This window comes from Oricola thermophila, assembly GCF_013358405.1.
In the GTDB taxonomy this organism is placed as follows: Bacteria; Pseudomonadota; Alphaproteobacteria; order Rhizobiales; family Rhizobiaceae; genus Oricola; species Oricola thermophila.
The window spans coordinates 3,721,257-3,736,997 of record NZ_CP054836.1; the positions used below are offsets into that span (position 1 = coordinate 3,721,257).

Sequence of the window (15,741 nt, forward strand, 5' to 3'; positions counted from 1 at the left end):
GACGCGATGACGAAGGAGACGGAAAGCACGACGCTGGCCGGGGACGCGGAGACGATTTTCAGGGCGGGCGTGGCCGCGGCCGATCCGTTTCATGCCGTCGCCGCCGCGCTGGAGGCGCATGACGGCGAGTGGTCGCAGGCCGGACGGATCCACCTCGTCGCCGCCGGCAAGGCCGCGGTTCCGATGATGCGCGCCGCGCTCGACACCCTGCCGCATGCCAAGGTGGCGCAGGCCTTCGCCGTCACCAATTACGAGAATGTCGCCGAAATCGAGGGCGCCGAGGTCGCCGGCGCGTCGCACCCGCTGCCCGACGAAAACGGCGCCGCCGCCGCGCGACGGATCGAGGAAATCGCGCATGATGCGGCGACGAGCGATCTCGTCATCTGCCTTGTTTCCGGCGGTGCCTCGGCGCTGCTGCCCGCGCCCGCCGACGGCATCACGCTCGCCGAGAAGATCCGTGCCAACGACCTGCTGCTGAAATCCGGTGCCGACATCGTCGCCATGAACACGGTGCGCAAGGCCCTGTCGCGGCTCAAGGGCGGCGGGCTGGCGCGCGCCATCCACCCGGCGCAGGGGCTGGCGCTGATCCTCTCCGACGTGCCGGGCGACGACCTCGCCATCATCGCCTCGGGGCCGACCGTGCCGGACCCGGCGGCACCCGGCGAGGCGCTGGAGATCGTCAGGCGCTTCGGCCTCGAGGCGGACATGCCGGCCAGCGTCATGGCGCACCTGGAAAAGCGCGCCGCGGCGCCGAAGGGCACATTCGTCCAGACGACGGAGAACATCCTCGTCGGCTCCAACCGCATCAGCCTGCAGGCGACGGAGAACGCCGCCCGGCAGCTCGGCTACGAGACGGTCATCCTCTCGGAATGGCTGGAAGGCGACGTGCAGGAGGCGGTGGAGGCGCTGCACGCGGCGGCCCTGCGCGCCCCGCGCGGGCAGAAGACCGCGATCCTCGCGGGCGGCGAGACCAGCGTGCAGGTCACGGGCCGGGGCAAGGGCGGGCGTAACCAGGAGATGGCGCTGCGCTTCGCCGTGCTGTGCGAGGCGAGCCCGCTGTCGCGCGACTGGGCGTTTCTCTCGGGCGGCACGGACGGGCGCGACGGCCCGACCGACGCGGCGGGCGGCATCGTCACGGCGGAGACGGTTCCGGCGCTGGAGGCGAAGGACCTGTCGGTGGATGCCCATCTTGCCGACAACGACGCCTTCCACGCGCTCCAGGCGGCCGGCGCGCTGCTCGTCACCGGCGCGACCGGCACCAACGTCGCCGACCTGCAGGTGCTGCTGCTGGGGTAGAATCTATTCTTGGAAACGAGTTACCAGTGACAGGCTTCTCGCAATGGTGCGATTGCCTCTTCCAGCCCGGTAATATTGAAAGTCGCGGTGAATGGATTCTCGCCAAATGGCGTCATGCGAACTACCATCACTGACTTCCCAAACATTTGTTTGATTACGGGGATGGACCGGCTACCTGTCCACAGTCCAAGTGAGCGATTGTTTGTGGACTCATAGCCCCGAACTGTTTGGGCTTTGTCGCTATCCAGCCGGTATGTGATGTTCCCATAATCATTGTAGTCACTGGAGGTCATGTGGCAGCCGGTATGAAAAATCAGTGCCGTGGTATTCTCGACGCAGCGAACTAAAAGCCGAATGTGATCACCATTGTTCCATCCACAGTTCACAACCCCTTGGGATTTGACGCTCAAAAATACATTCACGTGATCAGTCAATTTTGACGTCTCTTTCGTCACATCCCAATTTTCGATCGCTGGGGTAATCCGTTCTCTTTTAGGTGTGCGCCCAGCCTCACGATCGTAACAAGCCAACCGATCTAGGTCGTTTGCGATAGAAATACATTGTTCTTTGGCGCGTGCATTCAGCGCCGCCAAAAGCAAGAATGCAATTGCAATAAGCAACCTCAAAGGAATCTCCGAGAGTAAATCGGATCACCAGAAGCCTAAATCTAAAGCCAACTCTTCAATATTATCAATACTACCGCGACAGTTCCCGCGTCGCCTCTTCCAGGCCCTTCAGCGTCAGCGGATACATGCGCCCGCCCATGATCTCGGAGAGCATCCGCGTCGACTGCGTGTAGTGCCAGCGATCCTGCCGCTCGGGATTGATCCAGACCGATTTCGGGAACTTCTCGATCGCGCGGGCCATCCACACCGCGCCGGGTTCCTCGTTCCAGTGCTCCACCGAGCCGCCGGGCATGGCGATCTCGTAGGGGCTCATCGCCGCGTCGCCGACGAAGATCACGCGGTAGTCGGAGCCGTAGGTGTTGAGCACGTCAATGGTCGGGATGCGCTCGCCGTGGCGGCGGCGGTTGTCCTTCCACACGCTCTCGTAGAGGCAGTTGTGGAAGTAGTAGTATTCCATGTGCCTGAACTCGGCGCGGGCGGCGGAGAACAGCTCCTCGACGACGCGGACGTGGTCGTCCATCGAGCCGCCGACGTCGAAGAACATCAGCAGCTTCACCGCGTTGCGCCGCTCCGGGCGCATCTTCACGTCGAGATAGCCGTGCTCGGCGGTGGAGCGGATGGTGCCGTCGAGGTCGAACTCCTCCTCGGCGCCCTCGCGCGCCCAGCGCCTGAGCCGCTTCAGCGCCACCTTGATGTTGCGCGTGCCCAGCTCCACCGAATCGTCGAGATTGCGGAACTCGCGCCTGTCCCAGACCTTGACGGCGCGGCGGTGGCGGCTCCCGTCCTGGCCGATGCGCACGCCCTCCGGGTTGTAGCCATAGGCGCCGAAGGGCGACGTGCCGGCGGTGCCGATCCATTTCGAGCCGCCCTGGTGGCGGCCCTGCTGTTCCCTGAGACGCTCCTTCAGCGTTTCCATCAGCCTGTCGAAGCCGCCGAGCGACTCGACCAGCTTCTTCTCCTCTTCCGTCAGGTGCTTCTCGGCGAGCCTGCGCAACCATTCCTCAGGCAGGTTCGCCGGATCGACCGCGCCCTCGCCGGAGACCGCCTCGACGCCGCGGAAGACATGGGCGAAGACCCGGTCGAAACGGTCGATGTGGCGCTCGTCCTTCACCAGGGTGGCACGGGCGAGATAGTAGAAGGCCTCGACATCCCAGGTGACGAGGTCGGCCTGCATGCCCTCCAGCAGCGAGAGATACTCGCGCAGGGAGACGGGAATCTTCGCGGCCTTCAGCTCGAGGAAGAACGGTATGAACATGGCTTGCTTGTAGAGCGCGGCGGCGGCGCTGTCATCACCGGTCCCGCGCCGCGTATCGCGCCTTCGCCGCTTTCCGTCGTTCCCGGCTCTCGACAGGCCATTCCTCTTCCAGCCGGTAATATTGCGGGAAGGCGCGGGCGTCCTGCGGCAGCACCACCCAGGGCAGCTTGCTTTCGGTGAAGATATGGACGTCGGGCGTAAGGGCCCCCGGGTCCTCAAGCGTGCCGACCCGCACGAAGCGGATCGCCGGCCCGGCGCCGGAATAGACGCTCCATACGGCCACCCGGCATTTCGGGCAGCGGCTGACCAGCTGGCCCCTGCCGCTCTCCGACGGCGTGAGCACCTCTTCCGGCACGCCCGATTCCAGCTCCACCTCCTCGGCCTCGATCATGGCATTGATCGCGAAGGCCGAACCCGTTTCGCGCTGGCACCAGGTGCAATGGCAGCAATGCACGAACATCGGCTTCGCCTTGAGCCGGAAACGGATTTCGCCGCAGGTGCAACGTCCCTGCATTTCATCCTCCTCCATGCCGTCGTCTCGGAAGACCCGGGAGGTTCGTGCAGATTGCTGCCGGAATCAAGCTCCGTGACAGGCGCGGGGGCGATGCGGGGCGCGATGCCGGCGACCGGCCGCCGTAGCCATCACGGGGCGTCATCCTCGGGCCTGAGCCGGGGACCACGGATGACGGCGCACGGGGGCTGTCGCTGATCGCGGGCATCGCTGCGGGCGGCAACTTCGTTGAACATGCGGCGCTGCCGAACCGGATTCCGTGGATGAAGGAGGCCGCCCCGTTGGATAAATCGCGCCAATTCTCCCCGGAATCCCGGCATTTCCGCGAAAACTTGTCCACCGCATCCGGCCTTCTCGTACCCTTGTCCGCGCGACCACGGAGAGGGCCATGGAGTTCGACTGGAAACGGGCGGTGGAGCGGAACCTGGACGATCTCTTGCGGATCGTCGCGCACCTGTTTTTCATGGCCGGGATCAGGACGGGCCGCTCGCTGGTCTTCCTGCCGCGCGGGCTGCGCACGCGCATCCTGTCGGTCCTGCGGCCCGCCGAGTTCGCCGCCCGGCGACTGATCGTCATGGCCGCCTGCAAGCTGGAACGGGACGTGACGCTTTCACCGGAACGCAACGCGGGTCGGCCCGACGCGAACGCGCAGCCGGAAACAGCGCCCGAAGACGGGACGGACAGGGAGCCGGGCGCAGAGCCGTCCGACGCCGAGCTGCTCGACCTCTACCGCGACCGTCCGTCCTTCCAGCTCTTCGACCCGTGGAAGCGCTACGCACCATTCCTCTTCGATGTCACCGGGCTGGACGGGCCTTTCGGCCATGTCTTCCTCGAATATGACGATGCGGAAGAAGGCTGGCCCGGTCCTTACGCCGATCCCGACGAGCTTGTGGATGCCCGTGGCATCTCGCGCCGCATCCGGGCACTAGCGCTCGCGCTGGACGATCTCGACGGACAGGCCGCCCGCCTCGCCCGCTGGAAGGCGCGTTTCGAGCGGGCCATCGAGCGCATCCGCGCCGCCGACGCGGGCGAGATCGCCGGCCTGTCGCCCGACGCCGTGCGCAGGCCCGCACCATGGCGCTTCCGCCCCTTCCGGCCCGGCCTGCCGCCGGGCTGGCGAAGGCGCCCGCGAGACGAGATCGGGGAGGTGCTGAAGGAATGCCATATGCTGGCGCTCGACGCATGGAACACGTCGTGAGCGGAAGGCGACAGGTCGTGCCCGACAGACCGGCTTCGGAAGCGAAGCGCGGGGCGGTTGCCGCGCGCCCGTGCAGGTGGCGGAGGCGGATTTTCTCCTGCAGGGCGTCAATGCGACGCCTGGCACGAATAAATGTAAGCGATTACTTACCTTGTATACTTGATGAAGGGCGTCTTCGTGCCGATGCGGTCGTAAAGACGCCGCGCGGTCTCGTTGAAATCCTGCGTCAGCCAGTAGACCGAAGGGCAGCCTTCGGCATCGGCGGCGGCATAGACCGCCTCGATCAGAGCACGCCCGATGCCGCGGCCCCGTACATGCGGATCGGCGTAGAGATCCTGCAGGTAGCAGACATTCTCGATCTTCCAGCCGTGCCGGTGGAACAGGAAGTGGACGAGTCCGACGGGGCGGCCGTCGAGACAGGCGACCGAGCCGCGGAACTCGTTTTCCGCTCCCGCATTGCCGGCCAGCATCCGCTCGAAGGACGAGGCATAGACCTCCTCGGGCACCGCGCTCTCGTAGAATTCCAGGTAGGCGGTCCACAGGCGCCGCCACGCGGCCTCGTCGCCGCGCCGCAGCGGGCGGATTTCGATGCCCTCAGCCATTGCCGCGATCCTTCCCGATCTCCGCCAGGTCGTAGGGGGTGGTCTGGTAGACCTGGTTTATCCAGTTGCCGAACAGGAGGAAGGCATGGCTGCGCCAGCGGTTGAGCGGCGTCTTCTCCGGGTCGTCGTCGGGGAAGTAGTTCACCGGGATGTCGATCGGCGTGCCGTTGGCGACGTCGCGGAAATATTCCTCCGCCAGCGTCGTCGAATCGTATTCGACATGGTTGAAGATGTAGAGCCGGTTGCACTTCTTCTCGGAAATCAGGCACAGCCCGGTCTCCGGCGATTCCATCAGGATTTCCAGTCCCATCTCCGGCCTGATGTCCTCGCGGCGCACCTCGGTCCAGCGCGACACCGAGATCTGGAAGTCGTCCGAGAATCCGGCGAGATAGGGGGAGGCCGGGGCGAGGTTCCTGTGCCGGTAGACGCCGAAGGCCTTCTTCGGCAGCGTGTATTTCGGCACGCCGTGGAAATGCCAGATCGCCGCCATCGCGCCCCAGCAGATGTTGAAGGTCGAGTGGACGTTGGTCTCGGTCCAGTCGAGGATCCGCTTCAGCTCGTCCCAGTAGGTTACCTCCTCGAAGGGCAGTGTCTCGATGGGCGCGCCGGTGATGATGAAGCCGTCGAACTTGCGGTGCTTCACCTCCTCCCAGGTGTGGTAGAAGGAGATCAGGTGTTCCTCCGGCGTGTTCTTGGGCTGGTGGCCGCCGACGCGGACGAGCGTCAGTTCCACCTGCAGCGGCGTCGAGCCGACGAGGCGCGCGATCTGCGTCTCGGTCTTGATCTTGTTCGGCATCAGGTTGAGCAGGCCGATCTGCAGCGGCCGGATGTCCTGGCGCAGGGCCGTCGTGTCGTCCATGACCATCACGCCCTCGCGCACGAGGATGTCGCGGGCGGGAAGCTGGTCGGGAATGCGGATCGGCATTGCGTTCACTCCAAAACAAAAAAGCCGGCAGCGATTTCCGCGGCCGGTCGGACGGTCTTTCCACCTGATCGTCGCGGCCTTTTAGCGAGTTCTTTAACGTGGCTGCAAGCCGGCCGGCCAAATCACCACGAAAGCGGATTTACTTTCCCGGTGTCGATCCGTCAATCTGTAGCCGCGTGCAACCGTGGCCGAGGAGGGGCAGACAATGGCGGGCAGGGACGCAGGGTGGATCGACTGGGGACGGCAATATCCGGCGGCGGGCTGCCGGATCGAGACACCGTCGAACGTGGAGGAAATGCGGGAAATCGTCGCCGCGGACCACGGCCCGGTCCGGGCCGTCGGCGCCGGCCATTCCTTTTCCCCGCTGGTCGCGGACGCCGAAACCCTCGTCAGCCTCGACAGTTTCAAGGGCATCGAGGCGATAGACAGGGAAAAGGGAATTGCACGGGTGCGTGCCGGCAGCCGGCTGCACGAGCTGACGGCGGCGCTGCACGAGGAGGGGCTTGCCTTCCGCAATCTCGGCGACATCGACGCGCAGTCGATCGCCGGCGCGACGGCGACGGCCACCCATGGAACGGGCGTGTCGCTGCCCTGCCTGTCGGCGGAGATCGCCGGTCTGGAGATCCTGCGCGCCGATGGCAGCATGGTCGAAATCGACGGCGAGCGCGACCCGGACCTGCTCGCCGCGGCGCGCGTATCGCTCGGCGCACTCGGCATCGTTACCCGCATCGATTTCCGGGTCGTCGAAGCTCACCGGCTGCACCGGCGGACATGGTCGATGCCGCTCGCCGAGGCGCTGTCCTCCGCGCAGGATCTCTGGCGCACCCACCGCAACTTCGAGTTCTACTACATCCCCTTCTCGGACTACTGCCTCGCCATCAGCCACGACCTGACCGACGAGGCACCGCGCGCCGGCCCGAAGGGCGACGACGATGCCGCGGTCCATGACCTGCGCCGGGCGCGCGACCTGCTCGGCTGGTGGCGCTGGCTGCGCAGGCTGGTGATCCGGCGGGAGCTCGCCCGCTTCCCCGAGGAGGACGCGGTCGACTACAACTGGAAGCTGCTCGCTTCCGAGCGCAACGTTCCCTTCCGCGAGACGGAGTACCACCTCCCGGTCGACACCGCCCTCGATGCGCTGAAGGAGGCTGTCGCGATCATCGAGGCAAGATGCCCGGAGGTGTTCTTCCCGATCGAGGTGCGCCAGACGGCGGGCGACGATTCCTGGCTCAGCCCGTTCCAGGGCGGCAACCGGATTTCCGTCGCGGTCCATTCCTGGTGGAAGGACGGCCACGCCGTCCTGCAGTCGCTGGTCGAGCCGGTCTTCCTGGCTGCGGGCGGGCGTCCGCACTGGGGCAAGATGCACGGGCTGGGACGCGAGAAGCTGGAGGCGCTCTATCCCGATTTCGCCCGCTTCGACGAGCTGCGCCGCGAGTGGGATCCGCAGGGTCGGTTCGTCAACGACCACCTGGCAACGATCTTCGGGGTATCGCGATGAGCGGCGGAGAGAGGGACTATTTCGCGACGCTGGACGCCGCGCTGAAGACGGCCGGCATCGCGCAGCCGGTCATGGTGATCGACCGCGACCGGCTGGACGCCAATCTCGACGCGCTTGCCGCGGTGGCGCCGCCGGACAAGGCACTGCGCATCGTCGCCAAGTCGCTGCCCTCGCCTGCGCTGCTGCGTCATGTGACCGAAAGGCTGAAGACCGACCGGCTGATGACATTCTCTGTCGCGATGCTGAAACAGCTGCACGGCGCGCTGCCCGGCATGGGGCACCTGCTCGGCAAGCCGGTGCCCGTGGCGGCGGTGGCGGCCTTGATGGAGGGCGAGCCGGGCCTGCGCAAGCTCGCCACGGAGGTCGTCTGGCTGGTCGATACCGTCGGGCGCATCCGCCAGTACGACGAGCTGGCGCGGGCGCAGGGCGTGGTCCTCAATGTCGCTGCGGAAATCGACGTGGGGTTGCGGCGCGGCGGATTCGACCCGCAGCGGAATCTGGCCGAGGGGATGGCCGCGCTCGCAGCTGCCGACGGGCTGCGTTTTGCCGGCATGATGGGCTACGAGCCGCACCTTCCGGCACTTCCATCAGCCTTCGGGATTCGGGCCCGGGCCGAGCGCGACTTCCGTTCCGGTTACGGCCGGGCGCTGGAAATCGCGCGGTCGGTTTTCGGCGAGGAGACGGTCGCGGGCGCGATTCGCAATTCCGGCGGCAGCAAGACCGTGGCCGCCCGCGCCGGGGACGATTTCATTAACGACCTGTCGGTCGGCTCGCTGCTGCTGAAGCCGCTCGACTTCGACCGGGTGGAGCGGCCCGCCATGCGGCCGGCCGCCTTCATCGCCACGCCGGTCCTGAAGAAGGGGCCTTTCCGCATTCCCGGCTTCGGCGACACGCGCTTCATGCAGGTCCTGCTGGAGGGCGGCGCCCGCGAGGCGGTGTTCATCCATGGCGGGCACTGGCTGGCGAAACCGGTGCATCCGCCGGGCCTCGGCTACAGCAGGCTGGTCGGACGGTCCTCGAACCAGGAGATACTGGTGTCGCGCGGTCCCGTCGCCGCCGACATCGACGATTTCGTCTTCATGCGGCCGCAGCAGAGCGAGGCGGTGCTGCTGCAATTCGGCCCGCTGGCCGTCTTTTCCGGCAGCGAGGTGGTCGGTACGTGGGAAACGTTCCCGCCGACCGCCTAGCTGCCGCGCTGGCGGGCGAGAAAGGCGAGGCGCTCGAAGAGGTGCACGTCCTGCTCGTTCTTGAGCAGCGCGCCGTGCAGTTTCGGCAGGGCGTTCTTCGCGTCGGCGCGCAGGTCCTCCGGCTGGACGTCCTCGGCGACGAGGAGGCGGATCCAGTCGAGGGCTTCGGAGGTGGACGGCTTCTTCTTCAGGCCGGCGACCTCGCGGATCTCGTAGAAGCGCGTCAGCGCGGCCCGCACCAGTTCCTTCTTGATGCCGGGATAGTGGACGTCGACGATCGCCTGCAGGGTCTCGAAGTCCGGGAACCGGATGTAGTGGAAGAAACAGCGACGCAGGAAGGCATCCGGCAGTTCCTTCTCGTTGTTGGAGGTGATGATGACGATGGGGCGCTGCTTCGCCCTGATCGTCTCGCCGGTCTCGTAGACGAAGAACTCCATGCGGTCGAGTTCCTGCAGCAGGTCGTTGGGGAACTCGATGTCGGCCTTGTCGATCTCGTCGATCAGCAGCACCGTCTTCCTGTCGGCTGTGAAGGCCTCCCACAGCTTGCCGCGCTTGATGTAGTTGGAAATGTCCTCGAAGCGCGGATCGCCAAGCTGCGAGTCGCGCAGGCGCGAGACGGCGTCGTACTCGTAGAGGCCCTGCTGGGCCTTGGTGGTCGACTTGACGTGCCACTCGATCAGGTCGAGGTCCAGCGCGGCGGCGACCTGCCTCGCCAGTTCCGTCTTGCCTGTGCCCGGCTCTCCTTTGACCAGCAGGGGCCGTTCCAGCCGGATCGCGGCGTTGACCGCGACGGTCAGGTCCTTTTCGGCGACATAGGCGTCTGTGCCTTCAAACAGCATGGATTTCTTCCCGTTTGTGTTTCCGGTCTTAGGGCCGCCCGACGTATCCCGCAAGCTGGCAGGCAGCCGACCGTATTGTGACGGATCGCACATCGCGTGCCGCGCCGGTTGGTTAATGAACACCTGCCGGGGTGGGGGCTACTACCACCCAACCGGTGGCGGGAGGTCTTGTGCCGGTTCCTGATGCCCCAAGAACGGTGCGGGACCTCCCAACTTTCGCCTCAGCGCGTCGGCACGGGTACATCGCCCCGATAGTCATAAAACCCGCGCTTGGTCTTGCGGCCGAGCCATCCTGCCTCGACATACTTCACCAGGAGCGGGCAAGGCCGGTACTTGGAATCGGACAGTCCGTCATGCAGCACCTGCATGATCGCCAGGCAGGTGTCGAGACCGATGAAGTCCGCCAGTTCCAGCGGTCCCATCGGGTGGTTGGCGCCAAGCTTCATGGCGGTGTCGATGGCCTCGACCGAGCCCACGCCCTCGTAAAGCGTGTAGATCGCCTCGTTGATCATCGGCAGCAGGATCCGGTTCACGATGAAGGCCGGGAAATCCTCCGACATGGTCGTCGTCTTGCCGAGCGAATGCGCATAGGCCTTCGACGCCTCGTAGGTAACGTCCTCGGTGGCGATGCCGCGCACCAGCTCGACCAGTTTCATGCGCGGAACCGGGTTCATGAAATGAATGCCCATGAAGCGCTCCGGCCGGTCGGTCGCCGCGGCAAGTCGCGTGATCGAGATCGAGGAGGTGTTGGACGCCAGCATCGCCTCCGGTTTCAGAACCGGGCAGAGACGGGAGAATATATCGCGCTTGACTGCCTCGTTCTCGCTCGCGGCCTCGATGACGAGGTCGCAATCGGCCAGTTCGTCCAGCGTGCCGACGGGCGTTATGCGCGCAGCCGCCTCGTCTGCATCGACCTTCGCGAGCTTTCCCGATTCGACGGCCTTGGACATGGATTCGACAATCTTCGCCTTGCCGGATTGGGCGGCCTCGAGCGTGATGTCGCTCAGAATAACCGCATAGCCGGCCGTCGCGCTGACCTGCGCTATTCCGCAACCCATCTGTCCGGCGCCGATCACGCCGACCTTCCTGATGTTTCCCGTCATGTCCTCTTCCCGCGTATCTGACGCCGCTGTTTGTCGCATTCTGCGATTGCTGCGTTGCAATGTAAACCGGACTTGTGCAGTCACTCCGGATCAAGGCCCAGTTCGCGGCGAAGTTTTCGCGACAGCCTGGCGGCCACGATGCGGTGACTTTCCGAGATATACGCCTTCAGTGCCTCGTCATCCATCGTCTCGGAAGACACGCGCTGGATCCAGGTCATGCCGCGCGACGCGAGATAGGGGGCCGGGCGAAGTCCGGGTTGTTCCCGCAGGATCTCGAATGCCGCCTCGGAAACCTTGAATGTGACTGCCGGTTCCTCACCGTCATTCCAGCCGGCGATCGCGAACACCTTGCCGCCGACCTTCCAGACATGGGCACCGCCCCATTGCACGACACGTGTCGTGCCGGGCAGCCCGGCGCAAAACCTGTTGTAGTCATCCAGTCGCATGGCCAGATGCTAGCCGATCGCGACATCCTTCCCTAGCCGTTGAATTCGACGGTCACGCCACTCGTGACAAGTCTTGCCAGTTCCGCGGCATCCCAGTTCGTCAGCCGCACGCAGCCGTGCGAACTGGTCTTGCCTATGCGGTCCGGAGCGGGAGTGCCGTGAATGCCGTATGTCGGTTTCGACAGGGCAATCCAGATAGAGCCGACTGGCCCGTTCGGTCCCGGCGGAATGGTCAGGACGCCCGTGTTGCCGCCCTGCACGAAATTGATTCTCGGATTGTACGTGTAATTCGGGTCGAAAGCGACGCGCTCTACCTGCACGGTCCCCGACGGCGAAGGGGTGTCGGATGAACCGATCGTTGCCGGGTAGGCTGCCACAAGTCGGCCGGCTGCATCGTAGGCACGGACCTGTCTGGTTGCCTTGTCGACTTCGATGCGGGTCACCGGCGTTTCGACATTGTTGCCGACCGCGGCCACCCGGATGACCGTGCCAGCCCTGCTCAGGTCCTTTCCCTCGTTGATCCTCTCCAGAAAGGCCTGAGCCATGTGGAAGCGCTCAGCGAGCAATTCGGCGGGAGAGGTGTAGGACATCGCGGGCAGTGTTGCCTTTTCCGCAAAGTCTGTCGGGATCGTACTCGCGAACGGACCGGCGACATCCGCCGTGGTGATCGTGTATTCGGCAAAGGCATTTCCGCCGGTGCGGGCGAGTTCGGTGCTCAATGCGGCCTCATCGGTTGTCGTCAAGGCAACTCCGGTCAATTCCGCCGCAGCCGCGACCGCCTTCCTCACATTGCTGCCCATGCGGCCGTCTATCACTCCCGGCGAGAATCCGAGACGGTCGAGCAACACCTGCAGCCTGGCGACCGCGGTTTCGTCCTCGGAGATTGTCGGATCTAGGGGGCGGATAGCCGCGGTCTGTGTGCCTTGCCGGTTGTCGATCAGGGGATCCGGCAGGGATGGTTCTGCGGGCGTCTCGCCCCATGTGTTCGAGAGCCCCCGGTCGACCGGGGCCGGGCGCTCATTTCCACCGGAATTCCCGAGCGGGGTGCGCTCCACCGTTTGCGGTGCAGGTACGGCATTTGCGCGCGGCGGGGAATCCGGGATGTTGCGTTCATAGGAGCGGGGAGCGGGAGGAAATGCATTCCTTCCCGGAGCGGGGGAACTGGCGAGAGGAGGCAGCACGCGCTCGATCATATTTCTCAGCGGCTGGGGCTCCTCGATCGCGATGATTCGATTGGTGCGGCGGTCGAAATAGACACGCCTATTGTGCCTGTCGATGAAGGAGCCGATATCCGCCTGTGCAAGCCGAACGGCCGGATTTGCCGGTTCGGCCACCCCGGCAGTCGGCAATGCGAGGATCGTGGCGAAGAGAAGAGCGGTCAGACAACCGGCCGAAATCGGTGCGTTCATGGTCAAACCTTTTCGGGCGGCGCCTGCAGGACGGGCGGGTTTCGCGGGCGCGCGGTTTCCGTTGTCCCGAGCCGAAAAAACGTGTTGGCGCAAATAGAGGCATGAGAATGACCGACCCGGCCGAAGCCGGGTCAGAACCGGAGGTTGCATCATGCCGCCTGTTCGGCGGTCTCGTCGCCGTCGGATCGGGCGATCGGCCGGAAATTCAATCGGTCCGACCCTTCGATCACGCGAACCGTCGAGCCGTCGAGAACCTCGCCGGACAGGATCAGTTCGGCCAGGGGGTCCTGCACCTGGCGCTGGATTACGCGCTTCAGCGGGCGCGCGCCGTAGGCCGGATCGTATCCCTTCTCCGCGAGCCAGACGAGTGCGTTGTCGTCCAGATCGAGCGTGATCTTGCGGTCGGCCAACAGAGTTTCCAGACGTTTGAGCTGGATCTTCACAATCCGACCCATGTCCGACTTCTTCAACCGGTGGAACAGGATGACCTCGTCGACACGATTGAGGAACTCCGGACGGAACGCGCCGCGCACGACCGTCATTACCTCCTCGCGGACACTGTCGGTGTCCTGATCTTCGCCGAGATTTACCAGATACTCGGCGCCGAGGTTCGACGTCATGATGATGAGCGTGTTCTTGAAGTCGATCGTGCGCCCCTGGCCATCGGTCAGGCGACCGTCGTCAAGCACCTGCAAGAGCACGTTGAACACGTCCGGGTGCGCCTTTTCGATCTCGTCGAACAGGATCACCTGATAGGGGCGCCGGCGGACGGTTTCGGTAAGGACGCCACCTTCCTCGTAGCCGACATAGCCGGGCGGCGCGCCGATCAAGCGTGCCACGGCATGTTTCTCCATGAATTCACTCATGTCGATACGCACCATTGCCTGCTCGTCATCGAACAGGAAGTCGGCCAGTGCCTTTGTAAGTTCGGTCTTGCCGACGCCGGTGGGGCCGAGGAAGATGAATGAGCCGATCGGGCGGTTCGGATCCTGGAGTCCGGCGCGTGCCCGGCGCACGGCCCTCGACACGGCCTGCACCGCTTCCGCCTGTCCGACGACACGCTCGCCGAGTTCGTCCTCCATTCGAAGGAGCTTGTCGCGTTCGCCTTCCAGCATCTTGTCCACGGGCACGCCCGTCCAGCGCGACACGATATGGGCGATGTGGTCGGGCGTCACCGTTTCCTCGACCATGGTACCGGATTCGGAATCGCCGCGCTTCTCGGCTTCGGCGAGCTTCTTCTCCAATTCGGGAATGCGTCCATAGGCCAATTCGCCGGCCCTCTGGAACTCGCCCTGGCGCTGTGCGATTGCAAGGTCGTTGCGCGCCTCGTCAAGCTGGCGCTTGAGGTCGGCGGCGGTGCCCAGCTTCTCCTTTTCGGACTGCCATGTCGCGGTCAGCTTGTCGGATTCCTCCTCAAGGCCGGACAGCTCCTTCTCGAGCTTTGCAAGGCGGTCCCTCGAGGCCTGATCCGTTTCCAGCTTCAGCGCCTCGCGCTCGATCTTCAGCTGCATGATGCGCCGATCGATCTCGTCGAGTGCCTCGGGCTTGGAATCGACCTGCATGCGCAGGCGTGATGCGGCCTCGTCGACGAGGTCGATCGCCTTGTCGGGCAGGAAGCGGTCGCTGATATAGCGGTTCGACAAGGTCGCGGCTGCCACCAGCGCGGAGTCGGAGACCCGCACCTTGTGGTGCTGTTCGTATTTCTCCTTCAGGCCGCGCAGGATGGAAACCGTGTCCTCGACGGTCGGTTCGTCCACAAAGACGGGCTGGAAACGGCGGGCAAGCGCGGCGTCCTTCTCCACGTGCTTGCGATACTCATCGAGCGTGGTCGCCCCGACGCAATGCAACTCGCCACGCGCCAGCGCCGGCTTGAGCAGGTTGGAAGCATCCATGGCTCCGTCCGCCTTGCCGGCCCCGACCAGCGTGTGCATCTCGTCGATGAACAGGATGATTGATCCGGCCGCGGCCTGCACCTCAGCGAGAACGGCCTTGAGGCGCTCTTCGAACTCGCCGCGATATTTCGCCCCGGCGATCAGTGCACCCATGTCGAGCGCCATCAGCTGCTTGTCCTTCAGGCCTTCGGGAACGTCGCCGTTGACGATGCGAAGGGCCAGGCCTTCGGCGATCGCCGTCTTGCCGACACCCGGTTCGCCGATCAACACGGGATTGTTCTTGGTGCGGCGTGACAGCACCTGGATCGTGCGGCGGATTTCGTCGTCTCGCCCGATCACCGGGTCGAGCCGACCCTCGCGCGCATCGGCGGTGAGATCGCGAGCGTATTTCTTGAGCGCGTCATAAGATTCCTCCGCACTGGCACTGTCGGCCGTGCGGCCCTTGCGGATATCGTTGATCGCCTGGTTGAGGCCCGTCGGCGTTACGCCGGCCTTGGCGAGGATGTCAGCCGTCTTCGCCGACTTTTCCATCGCCAGAGCCATCAGGAGTCGCTCGACGGTGACGAAGGAATCGCCTGCTTTCCCGGCCAGATCCTCGGCGGTATTCATGACCTTGGCAAGAGGCTGGGCTAGGTATAGCTGGCCGTTGCCGCCCTCGACTTTCGGCAGCGCCTTGATCGCCGCATCGACTCCCAGTCGGACGTCGTTCGGCTTGCCGCCCGCACGTTCTATCAGCGAGGCGGCAAGGCCCTCCGGATCGTCGATAAGGACCTTGAGGATGTGCTCAGGGGTGAATTGCTGGTGATCCTGCCCAAGGGCAAAGGTCTGCGCGGACTGAATGAAACCGCGAACGCGGTCGGAATATTTCTCAAGATTCATTTCGGTCTCCAATCCACCGGCAGCCTTCCGAAAGCGCTGGCCGGTTCATCGTTGACAGGCTCCCGACAGGCGGCAAGC

Annotated in this window: 14 protein-coding genes and 1 riboswitch; of the genes, 4 read left to right on the top strand and 10 right to left on the bottom strand. The window is 64.8% G+C overall.

Annotation, left to right across the window (positions count from 1 at the left end; all coding sequences use genetic code 11):
- Positions 1 to 6 precede the first annotated feature (6 nt).
- A complete protein-coding gene (locus tag HTY61_RS17905) occupies positions 7 to 1,296 on the top strand; it encodes a glycerate kinase type-2 family protein (protein WP_175278080.1) in 1,290 nt (429 codons plus the stop codon).
- A 20-nt stretch (positions 1,297 to 1,316) separates the two neighbouring features.
- On the opposite strand, the gene HTY61_RS17910 is transcribed toward HTY61_RS17905, so the two are convergent.
- The 3 genes from HTY61_RS17910 to HTY61_RS17920 all read right to left on the bottom strand — a co-directional run bounded on the left by HTY61_RS17910 (position 1,317) and on the right by HTY61_RS17920 (position 3,691).
- Positions 1,317 to 1,916 (bottom strand): type VI secretion system-associated protein TagO, encoded by a 600-nt coding sequence (locus HTY61_RS17910; protein ID WP_175278081.1) that lies wholly within the window; start codon positions 1,914 to 1,916, stop codon positions 1,317 to 1,319.
- Between the two features lie 76 nt (positions 1,917 to 1,992).
- Entirely contained in the window at positions 1,993 to 3,177 is a 1,185-nt protein-coding gene (locus HTY61_RS17915) for a vWA domain-containing protein (RefSeq protein WP_175278082.1), read from the bottom strand.
- A 34-nt stretch (positions 3,178 to 3,211) separates the two neighbouring features.
- Complete coding sequence (locus tag HTY61_RS17920; protein WP_246272851.1) at positions 3,212 to 3,691, bottom strand: GFA family protein; 480 nt, start codon at positions 3,689 to 3,691, stop codon at positions 3,212 to 3,214.
- A 385-nt stretch (positions 3,692 to 4,076) separates the two neighbouring features.
- On the opposite strand from HTY61_RS17920, the gene HTY61_RS17925 reads away from it, so the two are divergent.
- Positions 4,077 to 4,886, top strand: coding sequence for a hypothetical protein (locus HTY61_RS17925; RefSeq protein ID WP_175278084.1), 810 nt, complete (start codon positions 4,077 to 4,079; stop codon positions 4,884 to 4,886).
- Positions 4,887 to 5,032: 146 nt separating this feature from the next.
- On the opposite strand, the gene HTY61_RS17930 is transcribed toward HTY61_RS17925, so the two are convergent.
- Both HTY61_RS17930 and metA read right to left on the bottom strand, forming a co-directional pair.
- Entirely contained in the window at positions 5,033 to 5,488 is a 456-nt protein-coding gene (locus HTY61_RS17930) for a GNAT family N-acetyltransferase (RefSeq protein ID WP_175278085.1), read from the bottom strand.
- Positions 5,481 to 6,413: a homoserine O-acetyltransferase MetA gene (metA, locus tag HTY61_RS17935; RefSeq protein ID WP_175278086.1), complete on the bottom strand. Its 933-nt coding sequence runs from the start codon at positions 6,411 to 6,413 to the stop codon at positions 5,481 to 5,483. The genes HTY61_RS17930 and metA overlap by 8 nt, the downstream gene beginning before the upstream one ends.
- Before the next feature lie 61 nt (positions 6,414 to 6,474).
- Positions 6,475 to 6,552: riboswitch (SAM riboswitch) on the bottom strand.
- Between the two features lie 66 nt (positions 6,553 to 6,618).
- On the opposite strand from metA, the gene HTY61_RS17940 reads away from it, so the two are divergent.
- Together HTY61_RS17940 and HTY61_RS17945 are read left to right on the top strand one after the other, a co-directional pair.
- Positions 6,619 to 7,908, top strand: a complete 1,290-nt coding sequence (locus HTY61_RS17940) for a D-arabinono-1,4-lactone oxidase (protein ID WP_175278087.1) — start codon at positions 6,619 to 6,621, stop codon at positions 7,906 to 7,908.
- Positions 7,905 to 9,095 carry an alanine racemase gene (locus HTY61_RS17945; RefSeq protein ID WP_175278088.1) on the top strand — a complete coding sequence of 397 codons (1,191 nt, stop codon included), beginning with the start codon at positions 7,905 to 7,907 and terminating at the stop codon, positions 9,093 to 9,095. Before HTY61_RS17940 ends, HTY61_RS17945 begins: the two co-directional genes overlap by 4 nt.
- Here the strand turns inward: HTY61_RS17945 and HTY61_RS17950 are convergent.
- The 5 genes from HTY61_RS17950 to clpB all read right to left on the bottom strand — a co-directional run bounded on the left by HTY61_RS17950 (position 9,092) and on the right by clpB (position 15,663).
- Complete coding sequence (locus HTY61_RS17950; protein ID WP_175278089.1) at positions 9,092 to 9,934, bottom strand: AAA family ATPase; 843 nt, start codon at positions 9,932 to 9,934, stop codon at positions 9,092 to 9,094. The two genes, HTY61_RS17945 and HTY61_RS17950, sit on opposite strands and share 4 nt — an antisense overlap.
- Positions 9,935 to 10,155: 221 nt before the next feature.
- The gene (locus HTY61_RS17955; RefSeq protein ID WP_175278090.1) at positions 10,156 to 11,037 is read right to left on the bottom strand and encodes a 3-hydroxybutyryl-CoA dehydrogenase; all 882 of its coding nucleotides are present in this window, start codon (positions 11,035 to 11,037) and stop codon (positions 10,156 to 10,158) included.
- A gap of 80 nt (positions 11,038 to 11,117) precedes the next feature.
- Positions 11,118 to 11,483 (bottom strand): MmcQ/YjbR family DNA-binding protein, encoded by a 366-nt coding sequence (locus HTY61_RS17960; protein WP_175278091.1) that lies wholly within the window; start codon positions 11,481 to 11,483, stop codon positions 11,118 to 11,120.
- A gap of 32 nt (positions 11,484 to 11,515) precedes the next feature.
- Entirely contained in the window at positions 11,516 to 12,892 is a 1,377-nt protein-coding gene (locus HTY61_RS17965) for a L,D-transpeptidase family protein (protein ID WP_175278092.1), read from the bottom strand.
- Positions 12,893 to 13,041: 149 nt separating this feature from the next.
- Positions 13,042 to 15,663 (bottom strand): ATP-dependent chaperone ClpB, encoded by a 2,622-nt coding sequence (gene clpB / locus HTY61_RS17970; RefSeq protein ID WP_175278093.1) that lies wholly within the window; start codon positions 15,661 to 15,663, stop codon positions 13,042 to 13,044.
- Between the last annotated feature and the right edge of the window lie 78 nt (positions 15,664 to 15,741).